Source organism: Kribbella hippodromi (genome assembly GCF_039531045.1).
In the GTDB taxonomy this organism is placed as follows: domain Bacteria; phylum Actinomycetota; class Actinomycetes; order Propionibacteriales; family Kribbellaceae; genus Kribbella; species Kribbella hippodromi.
Map to the genome: position 1 here is coordinate 41,157 of NZ_BAAAPH010000037.1, position 17,166 is coordinate 58,322.

Annotated in this window: 15 protein-coding genes; 8 read left to right on the top strand and 7 right to left on the bottom strand. The window is 67.9% G+C overall.

Translation table 11 applies throughout. The features are described from left to right. Positions 1-315: 315 nt before the first annotated feature. From ABD260_RS36015 to ABD260_RS36025, 3 genes are all read right to left on the bottom strand, one after another. Complete coding sequence (locus ABD260_RS36015) at positions 316-612, bottom strand: MGMT family protein (protein ID WP_344241219.1); 297 nt, start codon at positions 610-612, stop codon at positions 316-318. Between the two features lie 9 nt (positions 613-621). Continuing rightward, positions 622-1,461: a TIGR03560 family F420-dependent LLM class oxidoreductase gene (locus ABD260_RS36020; RefSeq protein WP_344241221.1), complete on the bottom strand. Its 840-nt coding sequence runs from the start codon at positions 1,459-1,461 to the stop codon at positions 622-624. Positions 1,462-1,534: 73 nt separating this feature from the next. Further along, on the bottom strand, positions 1,535-1,801 hold the full coding sequence (locus tag ABD260_RS36025; protein ID WP_184841823.1) for a DUF2277 domain-containing protein: 267 nt from the start codon (positions 1,799-1,801) through the stop codon (positions 1,535-1,537). Positions 1,802-1,886: 85 nt separating this feature from the next. Between ABD260_RS36025 and ABD260_RS36030 the strand changes: the two genes are divergently transcribed. Then, a complete protein-coding gene (locus ABD260_RS36030) occupies positions 1,887-2,525 on the top strand; it encodes a TetR/AcrR family transcriptional regulator (protein WP_344241224.1) in 639 nt (212 codons plus the stop codon). Further along, a complete protein-coding gene (locus ABD260_RS36035) occupies positions 2,522-3,310 on the top strand; it encodes a maleylpyruvate isomerase family mycothiol-dependent enzyme (protein WP_344241226.1) in 789 nt (262 codons plus the stop codon). The genes ABD260_RS36030 and ABD260_RS36035 overlap by 4 nt, the downstream gene beginning before the upstream one ends. Positions 3,311-3,313: 3 nt before the next feature. Here the strand turns inward: ABD260_RS36035 and moeZ are convergent, their stop codons facing one another. The 3 genes from moeZ to ABD260_RS36050 form a co-directional block, all read right to left on the bottom strand. Beyond that, the gene (gene moeZ, locus ABD260_RS36040) at positions 3,314-4,504 is read right to left on the bottom strand and encodes an adenylyltransferase/sulfurtransferase MoeZ (RefSeq protein WP_344241228.1); all 1,191 of its coding nucleotides are present in this window, start codon (positions 4,502-4,504) and stop codon (positions 3,314-3,316) included. Positions 4,505-4,625: 121 nt separating this feature from the next. Next, the gene (locus ABD260_RS36045) at positions 4,626-7,352 is read right to left on the bottom strand and encodes a Calx-beta domain-containing protein (RefSeq protein ID WP_344241230.1); all 2,727 of its coding nucleotides are present in this window, start codon (positions 7,350-7,352) and stop codon (positions 4,626-4,628) included. Positions 7,353-7,507: 155 nt separating this feature from the next. Continuing rightward, positions 7,508-8,440: an alpha/beta fold hydrolase gene (locus ABD260_RS36050; protein ID WP_344241232.1), complete on the bottom strand. Its 933-nt coding sequence runs from the start codon at positions 8,438-8,440 to the stop codon at positions 7,508-7,510. 42 nt (positions 8,441-8,482) lie between these two features. Between ABD260_RS36050 and ligD the strand changes: the two genes are divergently transcribed. From ligD to ABD260_RS36075, 5 genes are all read left to right on the top strand, one after another. Beyond that, positions 8,483-9,409, top strand: a complete 927-nt coding sequence (gene ligD / locus ABD260_RS36055) for a non-homologous end-joining DNA ligase (RefSeq protein WP_344241234.1) — start codon at positions 8,483-8,485, stop codon at positions 9,407-9,409. 39 nt (positions 9,410-9,448) lie between these two features. Next, positions 9,449-9,661, top strand: coding sequence for a hypothetical protein (locus tag ABD260_RS36060; RefSeq protein WP_344241236.1), 213 nt, complete (start codon positions 9,449-9,451; stop codon positions 9,659-9,661). A 207-nt stretch (positions 9,662-9,868) separates the two neighbouring features. Further along, positions 9,869-10,498, top strand: coding sequence for a TetR/AcrR family transcriptional regulator (locus ABD260_RS36065; protein WP_344241237.1), 630 nt, complete (start codon positions 9,869-9,871; stop codon positions 10,496-10,498). A gap of 210 nt (positions 10,499-10,708) precedes the next feature. Next, positions 10,709-10,936 carry a DUF3107 domain-containing protein gene (locus ABD260_RS36070; RefSeq protein ID WP_184841807.1) on the top strand — a complete coding sequence of 76 codons (228 nt, stop codon included), beginning with the start codon at positions 10,709-10,711 and terminating at the stop codon, positions 10,934-10,936. Positions 10,937-11,083: 147 nt separating this feature from the next. Next, entirely contained in the window at positions 11,084-11,359 is a 276-nt protein-coding gene (locus ABD260_RS36075; RefSeq protein WP_344241238.1) for a GlsB/YeaQ/YmgE family stress response membrane protein, read from the top strand. Between the two features lie 390 nt (positions 11,360-11,749). Here the strand turns inward: ABD260_RS36075 and ABD260_RS36080 are convergent, their stop codons facing one another. Beyond that, positions 11,750-12,430 carry a ferritin-like fold-containing protein gene (locus ABD260_RS36080; RefSeq protein ID WP_344241240.1) on the bottom strand — a complete coding sequence of 227 codons (681 nt, stop codon included), beginning with the start codon at positions 12,428-12,430 and terminating at the stop codon, positions 11,750-11,752. Between the two features lie 362 nt (positions 12,431-12,792). Here ABD260_RS36080 and ABD260_RS36085 point away from each other — a divergent pair, with 362 nt between their 5' ends. Further along, positions 12,793-15,885 (top strand): DEAD/DEAH box helicase, encoded by a 3,093-nt coding sequence (locus ABD260_RS36085; protein WP_344241242.1) that lies wholly within the window; start codon positions 12,793-12,795, stop codon positions 15,883-15,885. Positions 15,886-17,166: the final 1,281 nt, after the last annotated feature.

Here is a 17,166-nt window from a genome sequence, read left to right on the forward strand (position 1 = left end):
GCAGACCCCACCGACAATCCACGCGGGCCACCCCGCCCAACCCCCGGATCACCGAAAAACGGACACAAAACAAGGCATTCCAAGCACCCCCGGCAACACCACGACAACCGGCTGTGCACCACAACACGCTGCCGCAGCCGGCGAGCTGCTCCACCCGAACAACTGCCCTACGGCGAGGAGATGTGTTGCGCGGCCGCTCGTCAGTGGTTGCGACGGATGGGGTGGAGGCGAGGCGGCGCCCAGCTGCCCGGCACGGGGGTGCATCGCGGCGGACAGCCGCTCCACCGCGAGGAGGTGTGCGTAGTGGGGTGGGTGTCAGTGGGTGGGGTTCCAGCGGGTGGTGCGGAGGTTTACCCGGCCGTTGGTGATTCGGACGCCGTCGGCTCTGAGCAGTTCCAGTTGTTCGTCGCCGACCTCGTCAGCGGGTACGCCGGACGCGCGGATCACTCGCCACCAGGTGACGGCCGCGCCGTACTCGCGCATGATCGCGCCGACCTGCCGCGGACCACCCTGTCCTACGTACTCGGCGATGTCCCCGTACGTCGCGACACTGCCCTCCGGGATCGACTCCACGGCCTGCAGCACCGCCTCGACGTACTCTTCCCGATCCACAAGGACAATTTAAGCGAGCGGGGCCAGCGCCTTCGCGAGTGGTTCCAGTACGGACGGTGGCGCGTCGAGCGGGAGGTTCATCACGACCAGGTCCACGCCCGCCTCACCGTACGCCGCGGCTGCCGCGACCGCCTTGTCGAGCGGACTGTCCGGATCGATCCGGACGTTCACCGAACAGGTGATCTCGCTGACGTCGCGACCGACCTCTTCACACCGCTGGACCAGCACGTCCTTGAGCGGCTTCCACTCGTCCGGGTTCGCGACGATGACGTTCCACTGCTGAGCCCATTTGGCGACCGCGCGGAGCGTACGCTTCGGCCCCTTGCCGCCGATGGTGATCGGCGGATGCGGCGTCTGCACCGCCTTCGGGTTGCAGTACGCGTCGGTGAGCTTGATGTACTTGCCGTCGAAGTTCGCGACCTTCTCGGTGAGCAGCGCGATGATCGCCTGCGTACCCTCGTCGAACCGGTCGAACCGCTCCTTCAACGGGTACAGGTCGATGCCGTACGCGGCAGTCTCCATCTCGTTCCAGCCTGCGCCGATCCCGAGCTCGAGGCGGCCGTTGCTGATGATGTCGGTGGTCGCCGCCATGTTCGCCAGCACGGCCGGATGCCGGTAGATCATCCCGGTCACCTGGCAGCCGAGCCGGATCCGCGAGGTCGCCTGGGCGAGCGCGCCCAGCGTCGTCCAGGCCTCCAGGTTCGGACCCTGCATGTCGCCGGTGAGCGGGTAGAAGTGGTCCCAGTGCCAGGCCGACTCGAAGATCTCGAACTGGTCCGCCGCGACCCACACGTCCCGCAGCTGCTGCCAGGTGGTGTGCTCCGGCCTGGTCTTGATCGCGAACCGCATCCCGCGCCTCCTCGATGTCACCGATTCCCCGCCTGCCGAACACTACCGCTCGCCCGGGCAGCGCGGCGGAGGCTCAGTCCAGACCCAGGCGGGCGCGGACCTCCGGACGGCGTAGCGGCGGCACGGTCTGCGGTGGGGTGCGGCGGGCCGGCATCTCGGCCAGCAACTGCTCGGTGATCTTGGCGACCTCGGCGGCGGCGCGCTCGATCGGGCCGCGGGTGGTCGCGCTCAGCGAACCGACCCCGGTCACCTTGCGCACGTACTGCAAGGCGGCGGCGTGGATCTCCTCAGTGGTCGCGGACGGCTCCAGCCCGCGCAGCACAGTGATGTTTCGGCACATGTCTCGACAGTACGTGCCGCCGGGGACAAGATCTGAAAACTACGAGGTATTGACTTACCTAATGGCATTAGGTTTTCCTCAAAGCATGAGCACCGCGCCGGACCGCCGTACGCGCCGCCGTCAGGAGACGATCGGGGAGATCCTCGACGTCGCCATCGAGCTGATGGAGGCCGAGGGAGTGGCGGCGCTGAGCCTGTCCGCGGTGGCCCGGCGGCTCGGACTGCAACCGCCGTCGCTGTACCAGTACTTCCCGTCGAAGATGGCGATCTACGACGCGCTGTTCCAGCGCGGCAGTGAGTTGCAGCGCGACGCGTACCGGACGGCGCTGGCGACCGCGACGACCGAGGACCTGCTGGAGCTCAACCTGGTCGCCGCTACCGCGTTCTGCAGGTGGTGCCTGGCCAACCCGGTCTATGCACAGCTGCTGTTCTGGCGGACCATTCCCGGCTTCGAGCCGAGCCCAGCCGCGTACGCGCCGGCGCAGGAGACGCTGCAGGACCTCCGCGAGCACCTACTGATGACAGCGGAGGCGGGCTATCTGCATCCGGACGCGGCCAGCGACGAAGGCATTGCGCTGTACACCTCGCTGACGGCCGGGCTGCTCTCGCAGCAGATGGCAAACGAGCCGGACGCGTCATTCGAGGACGGACGCTTCATCCGGATGCTCCCGACCGTCCTTGACATGTTCCACCAGCACTACGCGCCAACCAGGGGGAAGAGATGACTGCAGTACTCGCGGAGCGGATCGGGCGGGCCGATCGGGCACAGTGCCGGATGCACCGGGACAGTGAGCTTGCGGCATGGCACACGCTGCTCGCGTCGATCGAGGGGGACGAGTGGACGCGCCGTACGGTGTGCGACGAGTGGGACGTCGCGGACATCGCCGGCCACCTGATCGGGCAGGCGGAGGACGTGAACCGGATGCTGTCGTTCCCGCGCCGGTACCGGAAGGCGAAGCGGGTGTATCCGGAGGTGGTCCGGATCGACGCGCACATGATGGTCCAGGCCGATGAGCACCGCGGTACGCCACCGGCCGAGCTGCGCGTGCTGTTCGACCAGGTGTGGGCGAAGGCGACGCGCAAGATCTCCAAGAACCCGGAGCTGTTCCGGCGGGTGTCGCTGAGCATGGAGGGTTTCGACGACGTCCGGCTGAGCCTCGGCTACATCCAGGACATCCTGCTGGCGCGGGACCTGTGGATGCATCGCGATGACGTCTGCCAGGCACTGCAGCGCCCGTTCGACGCGGGGCCGTACGCCGTTGATCTCGTCGCACAAGTGATGTACGACGTGATCGACGGCCCGTACTGGGGTGACCGCCCGGCCGTCGAACTGGAACTCACCGGACCGGGAGGTGCGATCTACCAGCTCGGGAGGGATGAGCCGGTAGGTCGCGCCTCTGTGGACGCGGTGGCGTACATGCGGACCCTGTCCGGACGTGACGACGCCCCAGTGGTGACGGGTGACCCCGCCGCCACTGAGGCGGTCGCTACCTGCCGGATGCCGTTCTAGGACTCAGTACGACGGCTGGCTGGGGTCGATCTGGTCGACCCACGCCACGACACCGCCACCGACATGCACCGCGTCGGAGAAGCCCGCGCCCTTGGCGATCGCCAGCACCTCCGCGGAGCGGACGCCGGACTTGCAGTGGAACACCAGCTGCTTGTCCTGCGGCAGCTTCTCCAGCGCGACGCCGGTCTGGAAGTCCGCCTTCGGGATCAGCACCGAGCCGGGGATCTTGTTGATCTCGTACTCGTTCGGCTCCCGGACGTCGATCAGGACGAAGTCCTTCTCACCGTTCTCCTTCAGCTTGATCCACTCACTGAGCTGCTTCACCGAGATGGTCGAGCCGACGGCGGCGTCGGCCGCCTCCTCGGTCAGCGCGCCGCAGAAGCTCTCGTAGTCGATCAGCCCGGTGACCGTCGGGTTCTCGCCGCAGATGGCGCAGTTCGGGTCCTTGCGGACCTTCAGCGCGCGCCAGTTGAGGTCGAGCGCCTCGTAGATGTTCAGCCGGCCCAGCGACGGGTCGCCGATCCCGGTGAGCAGCTTGATCGCCTCGGTGACCTGGGCCGCACCGACGGATGCGCACAGTACGCCCAGCACGCCGCCCTCGGCGCAGGACGGGACCATGCCCGGCGGCGGGGGCTCCGGGTACAGGCAGCGGTAGCACGGGCCGTTGTCCGCCCAGAACACGCTGACCTGGCCGTCGAAGCGGAAGATCGATCCCCACACGTACGGCTTGTGCAGCAGCACCGCGGCGTCGTTCACCAGGTAGCGGGTGGCGAAGTTGTCGGTGCCGTCCACGATCAGGTCGTACGGCTCGAAGATCTCGAACACGTTGTCGTTGTCCAGCCGGGTCTCGTGCAGGACGACGTTCGTGTACGGGTTGACCTCGAGGATGGACTCCTTGGCCGACTGCGCCTTGGACTTGCCCACGTCGGACTGACCGTGGATGACCTGGCGCTGCAGGTTGGACTCGTCGACGGTGTCGAACTCGACCACGCCGAGCGTGCCGACGCCCGCGGCGGCCAGGTAGAGCAGCGCCGGGCTGCCGAGACCGCCGGCGCCGATCACCAGCACCTTGGCGTTCTTCAGCCGCTTCTGCCCGGCCATCCCGACCTCGGGGATGATCAGGTGCCGCGAATACCGCCGCACCTCGTCAATCGTCAGCTCGTCGGCCGGTTCGACCAGCGGTGGCAGTGACACGTTGTCGGCTCCTCAGGAAGACGGGGTTCAGGTCTGATGGTTTTCAACCAGTTGTCCCTTCTCCATGTTCCCGCAGATCCGCGGCCACCCCACCGCTGGTCCACATACCGGTCTGCTCGTCTCAGTCGTTGTCGGTGATGGTGCCGGTGAGCGTGAGCGGAAGCTTCAGTTCCGCGCCGTCCACCTCCTTCACGACCAGGCTGAACGTCTCCGTCGGTTCCTTGATCTTGTCGTCGAGGATCTTCACCGCGAAGTCACCCGTGGTCTGACCGGGCTCGATGTACCCGGTGACGCTCCGGTCCACCGTGCCGGTGCCGTCGTCGTCCACGGTGGTGTAGTCCTTCCGGATCACCGCGGTCCCGTCCTGCAGTACGCCGCTGAAGCCGACGTACTTGTCGCTCGGCGCGGACAGCTTGACCGGGAAGTTGACCACTCCTGCTTTTTCGACCGTCTTCAGGTTGCCGAGGGTCAGCTTGGGCGTCGGATCGTCGTCCACCACCAGACCGTGGCCGAAGGACTCGTTCAGCAGCCCGTTGTGCGGATTCGACAGCACCAGGTTGAACTTCAGGTCGTAGCTGTCCCGGGTGTTCCCCTTGACCGGTACGGTCACCTTCTGCCGTACCTGCCCCGGCTTGAACACCAGGTGCCGCGCAATCGCCCCGACGGTCTCGCCGAGGTCACCGCTCGACTCGGCGTACACGCTGACCGGACGGAGGCTCGGACGCGACATGGTGACCCAGAAGTCCAGCAGCTGGGTTCCCTTGTCCCCCTCCTTCACGCTGACGTTCGACGCGGACAGCTTCGGCAGCAGCACCGCCGGAGCCGACAGCCCCAGCCCAGGCGACGAGAACCCCAGATCACTCACGAACACCGACCCGCTGGCCACCCGGTCGGTCCGGAGCTCCACGGCGCGTACGTCACTCAGGTCGACGCCCTTCAAGGACGCCACCGGGATCTGTACAGTCCGCAGCAGGTTCTTGGGCAGCCCCATCCCGGTGGCGCCCGGCATCCGCACCAGCGCGTCACTGACCGCGGACACCGGTACGGCGGCCGCCTGCCCGCGCCCGTCCACGACCCGAACGGTCAGATCGGTCTTTGGCGTACCAGCCAGGTCCGGCATCGCGCGGAACGTCAGCGCGGCAAACCGGCGTACATCACGCTGCCCAGCCGGTACGGCGACTCGCACCACCCCGTTCGTACCAGTCCACACCAGCTTGGTGACTGCAGTGGTCGGTGTCTTGCTGGCAAACCAAGCGGCACCCCAGTGCGGCGCGTTGCCCCAGTCATCCGTCTTCATGCAAGTCGGAGTGGCCGCCCGCTCCTGCCCGGACGGTGGTGTCACACCAGCACAGACGGTCGCCGATGCCTTCCCACTGACCGCGCCGGCGGGCAGCGGCTTCGCGAAGTCGTTCAGATCCCGCCGGGACGCCAGCGGCGCCTGCGACACCACCCGGACCACAGCCTTGCCCGCGGACGCTGCGCGCAGGTCAGAACCGTCGAACTGCGGCAGGAACTGTTTCTCGTGGCCCAGCTGCAGCCGGAAGAAGCCGGCGACGTACGCCGTTCCCACGGCCTGCTGCTGCTTCGCCGTCAATCGGCCTGCGTACTTCGCTCCGCAGGGAGCCTCCTTTGCCTCACCGCCCCAGTCGTCGTTGGACGGTGCCACAGACTGCCCTGGTGTCCACTCGGTGTTGAAGAAGTTGTGGTTGGCGCCCAGCACCGTCACGGTGGATCGCGGTGCGGTGTCACCGTCGACAGAGTGCCTGGTGTCGTCGTAGAACATCTGCCCCTGCAGATCGGACACGTCACCGTCGCAGTAGGGCAGTACTACGCTCATAGCCACTCCCGGTACGGTCGCCCGGGCGAAGTCGGTCGGTGCCAGTGGAAGTACCGCGCGGATGCCGTACTGGCCGCCGCGGTCCGCGTTCAGTACGGCAGCACGGGCAACGCCTTCGCCGCCACGCGAGTGGCCCATCAGGCCGACGTTCTGCAAGTTGATCCGGCCGACGAAGCGCGTACCGAACGGTCCGCCACCGACTGTCGACCACTTCCGCCACAGTGCGAGGTGATCCAGGACCAGCTCGGCACGGGCCTGCGCACCGGCGTCGTACGCGTCCGCATCCCAGGCGTTGATCGCATTGGCGCTGATCGACACCACCTGGTAGCCGTTGCTGGCCAGGGCGTTCGCGGCACCGTCGTACCCGCGGTAGCTCGGGATCGGCTTCATACCGGCCGGGCACGGCCAGGGCTTGTCGTTGTCGGACGGGTGCGTCGGCTCGCCGTAGCAGACCTCGTGGCGGCCGTGCAGGAACATCACCAGCGGCCGCGGGCCGACGGCACCACGCGGCGAGTACACCTTGCCGCGTACCTCCGAGCGGTGGCCCAGACCAGGCAGGTTGACCGCCTCGTCACCGAGGTTGTACTCGGCGGTGTCCACCTTGTACTTGCCAAGCGCACCGGGGTCGGCCGGCAGCAGCGGTGCGCTGCGCGCCTTCAACCAGTACGCGTCAGTTGGTCCCGCGGGCGCGATACCGCGGCTCTTGCCGGCTGTCTGCTGTCCCAGGTCACCGGACCAGACCAGGCGTACGTCGCGCGCCTTCAGGACGGCCGGATCAGCAGTAGTCAGCGTTAGCGTCTTCCGGTTCGCGGACTGCTTCGCCACGCCCATCGGGCGGCCGTCGACGACCAGCAGCGGGAGCGACGCCCGCATCGGTGCCGGCGCGTCCAGGCGCAGCGTCAGCTGGTAGCCGCCCTGGACCGCGCGCACGTCCCATTGGTTGCCCTGTGCAACCTTTACGGCGGCGGGCGGTGGCGGTTCGGGCGCCGCCGCGGCGGTGAGTGTCCCCACACCCAGTAGTGCGACCATTCCCAACGACAGACTTCGGGCGGTTCTGCCGAGCACTCGCACAGTGGTCCTCTCATTCGATTGTCATCCGGCAAACATCACCTGTACTACTCGTCAGGCGGGCGGAAAGTTGACCGGATCAGCCGCTCAGTCGTGTCTCAGTCCAGGCTCGGATTCGACTCGATCAACTGGCGGAACGCGCGTGCCACCTCGTCCGGATGCTCCATCTGCGCGACGTGGCCGGACTGCGGCAGGTAGAGCAGCCGGGCGTTCGGGAAAGTGCGCTGGGCCTTGGTACGAATCCGCGCGTCGACCAGCTTGTCCCGGCCGCCGTAGATGAGCAGCACCGGGCAATCCACCTTCGCGGCGTCCGCCCAGAGCGACCGCCGTGGCCTGGCCAGTGACGACCGCAGAATGCTCCGGGCGCCGGAGACCGTTGCCTCTTGGCTCCACGGGTCGGTGTCGCGCCGGTGCAGTTCCTGCTCGTACGCCGCACGTACCTCCGGCGCCAGGGACCGCGGGTCGCCGAAGACCATCGACAACGACGCCTGGAACCGCTGGTCGAAGGGCAGCCGCCGCGTACGCTCCATGACCGCCGGACCGAGCCGCGGCGTGGCCAGCACGGTGAACCAGAGTGCACTGGCTGACACCCGCGGATGTGGCAGTGCTGGTGAGATGAGCGTCAGCGACTTGACCAGATCGGGGCGCTGGGCAGCCAGCGCTACGGACGCGGCTCCACCCATCGAGTTGCCGAACACATGCACCGGTTGGTCGAACTCATGCTCCAGCAACGCCACCAGTACGGCAGCCTGTTCTGAGATCCCGGTCACCCCGGCCAGCGGCGTACGCCCAAAGCCCGGCAGGTCCGGTGCCACGCCGCGGATGGTGTCGTTCAGCAGTAGGCCCAGCGCTGTCCAGTTGAGCGAGGACCCACCCAGACCATGCACGAACAGTGCAGGCGGCAGATCCGGCGCCGCGTCCGGCACGTCCCTGACAAGCAATTCCACCCCATCAACCGGCACCCGCCGCGCCGGCCACTCCCGTGCCCCCAGCGGCACCCCGTCCCCGGTTACTGGCCCGTAACTATCCACGGTGACCATGTTAGGTCTCTTCTCAGGTGGAGACTGGGATACATGGCGGGAGCGCAGCAGCAGCTGACTACTGAGGTTGATGGGCAGACTATGAAGCTGACCAACCTCAGCAAGGTGTTGTATCCACAGACTGGGTTCACCAAGGCCGAGGTGATCGACTACTACCACCAGGTCGCCACACTGCTGCTGCCACACCTCAGTGACCGGCCGCTGACCCGTAAACGCTGGCCGGACGGTACGGAGGCGGCGTACTTCTTCGAGAAGAACGCTCCGCGCGGTACGCCGACCTGGGTACGTACTGTGACGCTGCCGACACCTGGTAGCTCCACCGGACGCGACGAGGCCGACTTCGTGGTGGCCGATGACGTACAGACGATTGTGTGGCTGGCCAATCTCGCTGCACTCGAGCTGCACGTACCGCAGTGGCGGATCGGCCTGTCCGACCAGGGCAAGGACCCACAGGCCGACCTGATCGTGTTCGACCTCGACCCAGGGCCCGGAGCGACGATTGTGGAGTGCTGCGACGTCGCACTGGCGCTGCGGCAGCTACTGAGCCACTACGGGCTGGAGGGCTGGCCGAAGACCTCCGGCAACAAGGGCATGCACCTGTACGTACCGATCGAACCTGCTTCGTCCAAACTGACCAGTGCGTTCGCCAAGCAGCTGGCAGAACAACTGGCGGAGGCGCTGCCCGAGAGCGTCACGGCCAACATGACCAAGGCGCTCCGGCCGGGCAAGGTGTTCATCGACTGGAGCCAGAACGCCAGCGCGAAGACCACGCTCGCCCCGTACTCACTGCGCGGTTCCGACGAGCCCCGGGTGTCCACACCGATCGACTGGGACGAAGTGGCGTCCGCTACGTCACCGAAGGAGCTCCGCTTCATGCCCCACGACGTACTGGACCGGATCGAGGCGTACGGCGACGTACTGGACGGGCTGTACGACGATCCGCAACCGCTACCGTCGTAGGTGTCATAGCCGTCGCAGTCCGAGAGGAGAGCGAGTCGCATGACCAGTGAAACCGACTACGAGGGTCCGGGCGACGAAAACCTGCCCGCCGACGCCTCCGAGGCCGACGCACTCGAGCAACGCCAGGCGTCGACCGTGGTGGACGACCGAACCGAGAACCCCGACTCCGCCCTGCCACCCGAGGCAGACCCAGCCGACGTCGAGGAACAACGCCACGAAATACCCACCCCCGAAGACGACGACTACCGCTAACCCAAGCCCGGCGCACGCGGGCTGCCCGGTGGGCTCGTCGGTCGTGGCGGGCGTGATCGTTACCACGTTGGAACGCCCGCGCCACGAGCCGGCGGCGGATCCGGTGGTGGGGAAGCTACTGGTCGGGAGGACTGCTGGGTAGGATTCGTGGAACGACCTGGTGACGGACGAAGCCGGCCACCGGGCGCATCACCGAAGGAGCCCGACGTGTCGACGACACCGGAGACCGCACCCCGCCGCGGCAGCCGCCTGCCGCGCCTGGCGCGCCGCGCGCAACTGCTCGAGGCGGCCCAGGAAGTCTTCGTCGCGAACGGGTACCACGCCGCCGCGATGGACGACATCGCCGACCGTGCCGGCGTCTCGAAGCCGGTCCTGTACCAGCACTTCCCCGGCAAACTGGAGCTGTACCTGGCGCTGCTGGACACCTCCTGCGAGGCGATCGTCGCCTCCGTGCAGGAGGCGCTCAAGTCGACCGAGGACAACAAGCTCCGGGTCGCCGCGACCATGCACGCGTTCTACGACTACGTGGCGAACGCGCAAGGCGCCTTCCGGCTGGTGTTCGAGTCCGACCTGACCAACGAGCCGGCCGTACGCGAGCGGGTCGACCGGGTCACCCACGCCTGCGCCGAGGCGGTGTCCGAGGTGATCAGCGCGGACGCCGGGCTGAGCCGCGAGCAGTCGATGGTGCTGGCCGTCAGCCTGGTCGGCATGGCGCAGGTCAGCGCCCGCTACTGGCTCGGCGAGGGCAATCCGTCACTGCCCCAAGAACACGCCGCGGACCTGGTCGCATCCCTCGCCTGGCGGGGCATCCGCGGCTTCCCACGTACCGACACCTAACCCGAGAGCGATCCTGATCCGGCGTCGATCCGCCCCGGCCCCGGTCCGCCTCCGACGCTGATCCGGGTCGTTGTCCGGCGCTGATCGGGCGCTCATCCCGTCCGGAGAGGTTCTGCTCTCGGCGGACGGGTGCGGGCTCGGCGACCGGAGCGGATAGGCTCGAAGCGTCACCGGCGAAAGCCGCCGGTCGGAGCGTGCCCGGAGGGTTTCGTGGAGGTCAAGATCGGCGTGCAGCACGCCAATCGTGAGTTGGTTCTGGAGAGCGAGCAGAGCCCGGAAGAGGTCCAGGAGCTGGTCGCCGAGGCGCTCGCCGGGAAGACCGGCCTGCTCCAGCTGACCGACGAGAAGGGCCGCCGGGTGCTGATCCCGGCCGACCGGCTCGCGTACGTGGAGATCGGCGAGGTGTCGGCCCGCAAGGTGGGCTTCGGCGCGATCTGATCCCGTTCTGGACACGGTGCTGCGTGTCCCGGTTGCGCGGAGCCTCGGTGGGAGGACGATTGACGATAAGACCTGCGCCGTGATTGGTCTGGTTTGTCACGGGGCACTGGACCGGCGCAGGTTGGTCGTCCCCCACAAGGAGGAACCGTGTACTGGGTCTGGATGCTCATCGTCAGCCTCATCGCGGGCATCATCTTCGGGCCACTGGCCCGGCTGGTGCTCCCCGGCAAGCAGAACATCAGCCTCGGCTGGACCATCCTCGGCGGCGGCATCGGCGCCTTCATCGGTGGTCTGATCGCAAAGCTCCTCGGAGTCAAGGACACTCCGGGACCGGACTGGATCCAGTACCTGATCCAGATCATCTGCGCCGCGATCGTCGTGGCGATCATCTCCGCCCGCAACAGCAGAACCAAACCCGCCTGAACCAAGCACCACCCCAACGGCCGCCACCCCACCCGGGAGGGCGGCCGTTGCCGCACCCCCACCCATCCGAGGTTGCCCCCTGAGCCGGTGGGTTGCCCCCTCAAATGCCGACACCACAACCCACCACCTCAGGGGCCAGCCCCCAACCGGACGGCCGCACGACGAGCCGCAGGGCTGTACGACGAGCCCGCAGGGTTGTACGGCGAACCGGCGGGTTGCACGGCGAGCCGGCGGGTTGTACGGCGCGCCGGGGGTTGCCCCCTGAGCTGGTGGGTTGCCCCCTCGAATGCCGACACCACAACCCACCACCTCAGGGGCCAGCCCCCAACCGGACGGTTGTACGGCGAGCCGGGGGGTGTGCGGTGACGTGGAGGGTTGTGCGGCGGGGGGTCAGGCTTGGAGGCCTAGGGCGGTCATTCGGGCGGTGTGGGCTTCGGTCAGGCGGGTGAACATGCGGCCGATCGCGGCCAGGTCCAGGCCGGGGCGGTCGACGCTGCCGGCCAGCAGGGCGGTCAGGGAGTCACGGTCGGCGGCGATCCGCTGGGCTTGGCTGAGCGCCTCGCCGACCAGCCGCCGGCCCCAGAGCGCCAGCCGGCCGCCGAGCTTCGGGTCCTCCTCGATCGCCGCCCGGACCCGGTCCACCACGAACTCGGCCTGACCCGAGTCCGCGAACACATCCATCACCAGCGCCCGCGTCTCCGCATCCACGAAGGACGCGATCTCCCGGTAGAAGTCGTTGGCGAGACCATCACCCACGTACGCCTTGACCAGCCCTTCCAGCCAATCCGACGGCGCGGTGTGATCGTGGAACGCGTCCAGCGGCGTCACGAACGGCCGCATCGCTTCCATCGGATCGACACCGAGCTGCACGAGCCGGTCCCGGAGCCGCTGGAAGTGCCCGAACTCGGTGGTCGCCAGCGCCGCCAGCTCCGCCTTGTCGTCCAGCGTCGGCGCCAGTTTGGCGTCTTCGGCCATCCGCTCGAAGGCGGTCAGCTCCCCGTACGCGAGGACACCGAGCAAATCCACCGCCGCGGCCCGGTAGGCGGGATCGTCAAAGGCCGTCTGCTCCATGCCCGGCACCTTATCTGCCCGTGAGCGCGGGTGGTATGAACCACACTCCCGGTCACGGCACCCGGCCGGCCCGAGTGGCGCAAACCACAGCGCGCAGCCTTGACGTCTGGAGCGGTTACACTGGTGGGCGATTCGCCGGTGACGCGCCCAGATGGGCAAGCTGGTGCGAGGTGCTTGCACAGTGTCCCCGCGCCTCACGAGGGGACCGTCACGGTCCCAGGCGCCCGGCCACTGAGCACACTGTCCGCACAAGCATGTGAGAGGCGATCAGCCTGACCACCTTCCGAGAGCTCGGGGTTCTCCCCGAGATCTGTGACGCACTCGACCGCGTCAACATCATCGAACCGTTCCCGATCCAGGAGATGACGCTCCCCGTCGCTCTGATGGGTACCGACCTGATCGGTCAGGCCCGGACCGGTACCGGCAAGACGCTCGGCTTCGGTATTCCGTTGCTGCAGCGCACCATCTCCCCCGGCGAAGCCGACTACGAGGAGCTGGCCGCGCCCGGCAAACCGCAGGCCCTGGTCGTCACCCCGACCCGTGAGCTGACCATCCAGGTCGCCAAGGACCTCGCCACCGCGTCGACCGTACGCACCGTGCGCGTGCTGACCATCTACGGCGGCGTCGCGTACGAGCCGCAGCTGGACGCGCTGAAGAGCGGCGTCGACGTCGTGGTCGGTACGCCCGGGCGCCTGCTCGACCTGGCCAACCGCGGCGTACTCGACCTCAGCCACATCAAGGTGCTCGTCCTGGACGAGGCCGACGAGATGCTCGACCTGGGCTTCCTGCCCGATGTCGAACGCATCCTCCGCAAGACCCCCGAGCTGCGGCAGACGATGTTGTTCTCGGCAACGATGCCCTCTGCGGTGATCGGGCTGGCCCGTACGCACATGCGGCACCCGCTCAACATCCGCGCCGAGTCGCACGAGGACACCCAGATGGTGCCCACGACCGCGCAGTTCGTGTATCGGGCGCATGATCTGGACAAGCCCGAGGTGGTCGCGCGCATCCTCCAGGCCGACGACCGCGGCCGGGTGATGATCTTCTGCCGGACCAAGCGCGAGGCGTCCCGGCTGACCGACGACCTGCAGGACCGCGGCTTCAAGGCGGCCGCGATCCACGGCGACCTGAACCAGCAGGCCCGCGAACGGGCGCTGACCCGGTTCCGCGGCGACAAGATCGACGTACTGGTCTGTACCGATGTCGCCGCCCGTGGCATCGACGTCGGTGGCGTCACGCACGTCATCAACAACACCTGCCCCGAGGACGAGAAGACCTACATCCACCGGATCGGGCGTACCGGCCGCGCCGGGGCGAGCGGCATCGCCGTCACCTTCGTCGACTGGCCGGACCTGACCCGGTGGAAGGTGATCAACAAGGCGCTCGACCTCCCGTACGACGAGCCGCAGGAGATCTACTCCACGTCGCCGGAGCTGTTCCACGACCTCGGCATCCCGTCCGACGCCAAGGGCCGGCTCCGCACCGCCCGCGATCCCAACGAGGCACGCGACGCTCGCGAGTCGCGCGGGTCCCGCGACTCCCGTGGTGCGCGTGGCGATCGTGACTCGCATGGTGCGCGTGGCGATCGTGATTCGCGTGGCGGGCGCGATGAGCACGGGCGCAGTGAGCGTACTCGTGATGAGCACGGGCGTACTGAGCGCGGTCGTGGTGATCGCACTCGCGACGGCCGCCGTCGTGACGAGCACGCGCGTGGCGATCGTGCCCGTGACACGCACGGTCGCGACGACCACGGCCGTACGGATCTGGACGACCGCAGCCGGACCGAGCACGGTGGCGACCGCAACCGGCCCGGCGACGGGCGTCCCGAGGGCGCATCGTCCAGCCGTTCCCGCAAGCGGAACCGAAACCGCAAGCGCACCCGCGCCGGCCAGCCGGTCGAGGAACACGCCGACGTAACCACCAACACCGAGGTCCCCCCAACAACCGACACCACCAGTACCACCGGGTCGGCCGACGCCACCGGGACTGCAGGCACCGCTGGTACTACTGGTACTGCCGGGGGTTCCGAGTCGGCGTCTCGTAAGCCCCGCAAGCGCAATCGCAACCGCAAGCGCGCGGACTCTGCTGAGCCCACAACCGTCCAGGCGGCCTCAACCACCCCCACGACGGACACTGCGGCAACGAACACAGCACCGATTGCCGAAGCAGCCGCGAACGCGTCAACTCCGGAGCCGACGACCGCGAACGAACGGCCGACGCGCACCCGGACTCGCAAGAACACGTCCGCCACTCCGGCCACCTCCGCGAACGCAACTCCAACAACACCCGCGGAAGCCGCTCCAGCAGCGGAAGCCACTCCGGCAGCGGAAGCTGCTCGGGCCGCGGAGGCCACTCCAGCTCCGGTAACGAAGCCCGCTCCGGCGGCAACCACGGAAGCCGCTCCGGCCGCGGCAACGGAAGTCGCTCCAGCAGCGGCCGCCGAGGCTTCTGCCAAGAAACCTGCAAAGCGAGCCACGGCCGAGAAGCCCGCCAAGCGAGCTGCAGCCAAGAAGACCGCTGAGCCGGCGAAGCGAGCCGTAGGCAAGAAGTCCGCCGCACCCGCCGAAGCTGACAACGCGGCCTCCGAGGTCAAGTCGGCCGAAACGACACCCGCCAAGCGGACCCGCAAGACCGCTCAGGCAGTACCGGCGGAAACCGAAGCGGCGCCTGCTAAGCGGGCGGGCGCCCGGAAGACTGCCACCACGCCGGCAGCCAAGGCATCGGTCGAGGCGCCGGCGAAGCAAGCGCAGGCGAAGAAGGCTGCCGCAAAGAAACCAGCACCGGCCACGAAGCAGACAGCAGCCGCGAAAAAGGCCGCAGCCACAGCAAAGAAGCCAGCAACGACTGCGAAGAAGGCCACAGCGCCCGCGAAGAAACCGGCGGTGGCGGCGAAGAAGACGGCAACGACTGCGAAGAAATCTGCGGTAGCCGCGAAGAAGACTGCAACAGCCACGAAGAAGGCTCCGGCAGCCACGAAGAAGTCAGCCCCGGCCGCGAAAAAGTCGGTGGCGACGGCCAAGAAGTCCGCGGTAGCCGCAAAGAAGACGGCAACGGCAGCAAAGAAGGCGCCGGCAGCCACGAGGAAGTCGGCAACGGCGGCGAAGAAGGCTCCGGCAACCGCGAAGAAGCCAGCGCCGACCGCCAAAAAGGCCGCAGCAGCCACAAAGAAGACAGCGGCAAAGAAGACGACCGTAGCCGCGAAGAAGACGGCAACAGCAGCAAAGAAGACGCCGGCAGCCACGAAAAAGTCGGCAACGGCGGCAAAGAAGGCTCCGGCGACCGCAAAGAAATCAACGCCGACCGCCAAAAAGTCGGCAGCAGCCACAAAGAAATCAACGGTAGCCGCGAAAAAGACGGCCGCAGTCACAAAGAAGACGACGGCAAAGAAGTCGCCAGTAGCTGCGAAGAAGACGGCGGCGGCTGCGAAGAAGCGCGCTTCAGGTACGAAGAAGTAGGCGGGCATCACGAAGCGGGCGGCGGGTGCGGCTAAGGCCAAGTCGGTCGCGCGGCTCCAACGCTCTTGACGAATAGCAAGTCCCAGCTCACCGGCGCGGCCGATCAACGGTCGTGCCGGTGAGCTATGTCAACGCACGTTCCGCCCGGCGCCCGCGTATGTCGTCGCCGGGCTACGGCGACAGGCGGCGAAAGGTGCGGTGACCGGCCGCACTGGTGGAGGACGTCGGTGGCTTCCCGAGCAGAGTCCGCGGAGCCAAACTCCGCTCAGCCGCACAGCAATCTGCCGACGATCACGCCGGCCCTCGTCGGCGATCACGTCGGCGAGGTGCGTCCGGTCGTACGGGACGACCACCGGGGGCGCGTACCGAACGACGGTGATGGTCAGGCACTGGCCAGCGTGACCAGGTGCGGGAACGACGGGGCACGACCATACGGAGCGACCACCCGCGGGCACGTACCGAACGACGGTGATGGTCGGACACTGACCAGCGTGACCAGGTGCGGGGACGCCGGGCACCGGCCGGCGTGGCCGGGTGCGTGGGCGAAGGAGGCACTGGCCGGCGTGGTCAGGTGCAGGGGCGACGGGCACGGGGTGGTTGGTTGGCAGGGTAGGTCGGTGGGGTGCGTTCGCTCGTATGGCAGGACGGCACGCGAGCTGGTAGCGAGGCAGGTGATTGTCGGGCGTTGGTTGAGGACAGTGCGGGGCCGGCCGGACAGCTTGGGGGTGCCGGAGCGGGCGTGCTCGGTTGGCGGTCAGGTTGGCTAACTGCGCGGTGCGGTGGCGCAATCGCGTTGCTGGGGGCCTGCCGTACGGCCTGATGTTCCGCGGCTTGGTGGCGGGTGGGGCGGTGACTGTGTTTGGTCGTGTGTGCCGACGGGCGTGGGCTGGGACCGAAGGACGGGTGGTGGTGGGTGTGGTTCTGGTGGGGTGGGCGTGGGGTGGGGCTGCGGGTGGCGGGGTGTGAGGGGACTACCCGTTCTTGTGCACGGTTTGTTGGGGTTGGGTGCAACAGGTGGGGGGTGTGTGTCGTCCTAGGGCGGTAACCACGAGAGAAGGGCTGGAAGTGATGGGGCGGATTGGTGGGGTTGCCGCGGGTGCGGTTGTGGTTGGGCTGTTGTTGGTGGGGTGTGGTGCTGGTGGGAGCCAGACGGCCAGTGACGGTGCGCGGAGTGAGGGGACGGCGGGGGTTGCGAAGCCGCAGGTGCCGGGAGAAGCGGGAGCCGAGCAGCCGGGGGCGGGGCAGTCGGGGGGGGGGGCGAGCTCAGGGAAGGGGGTTGGG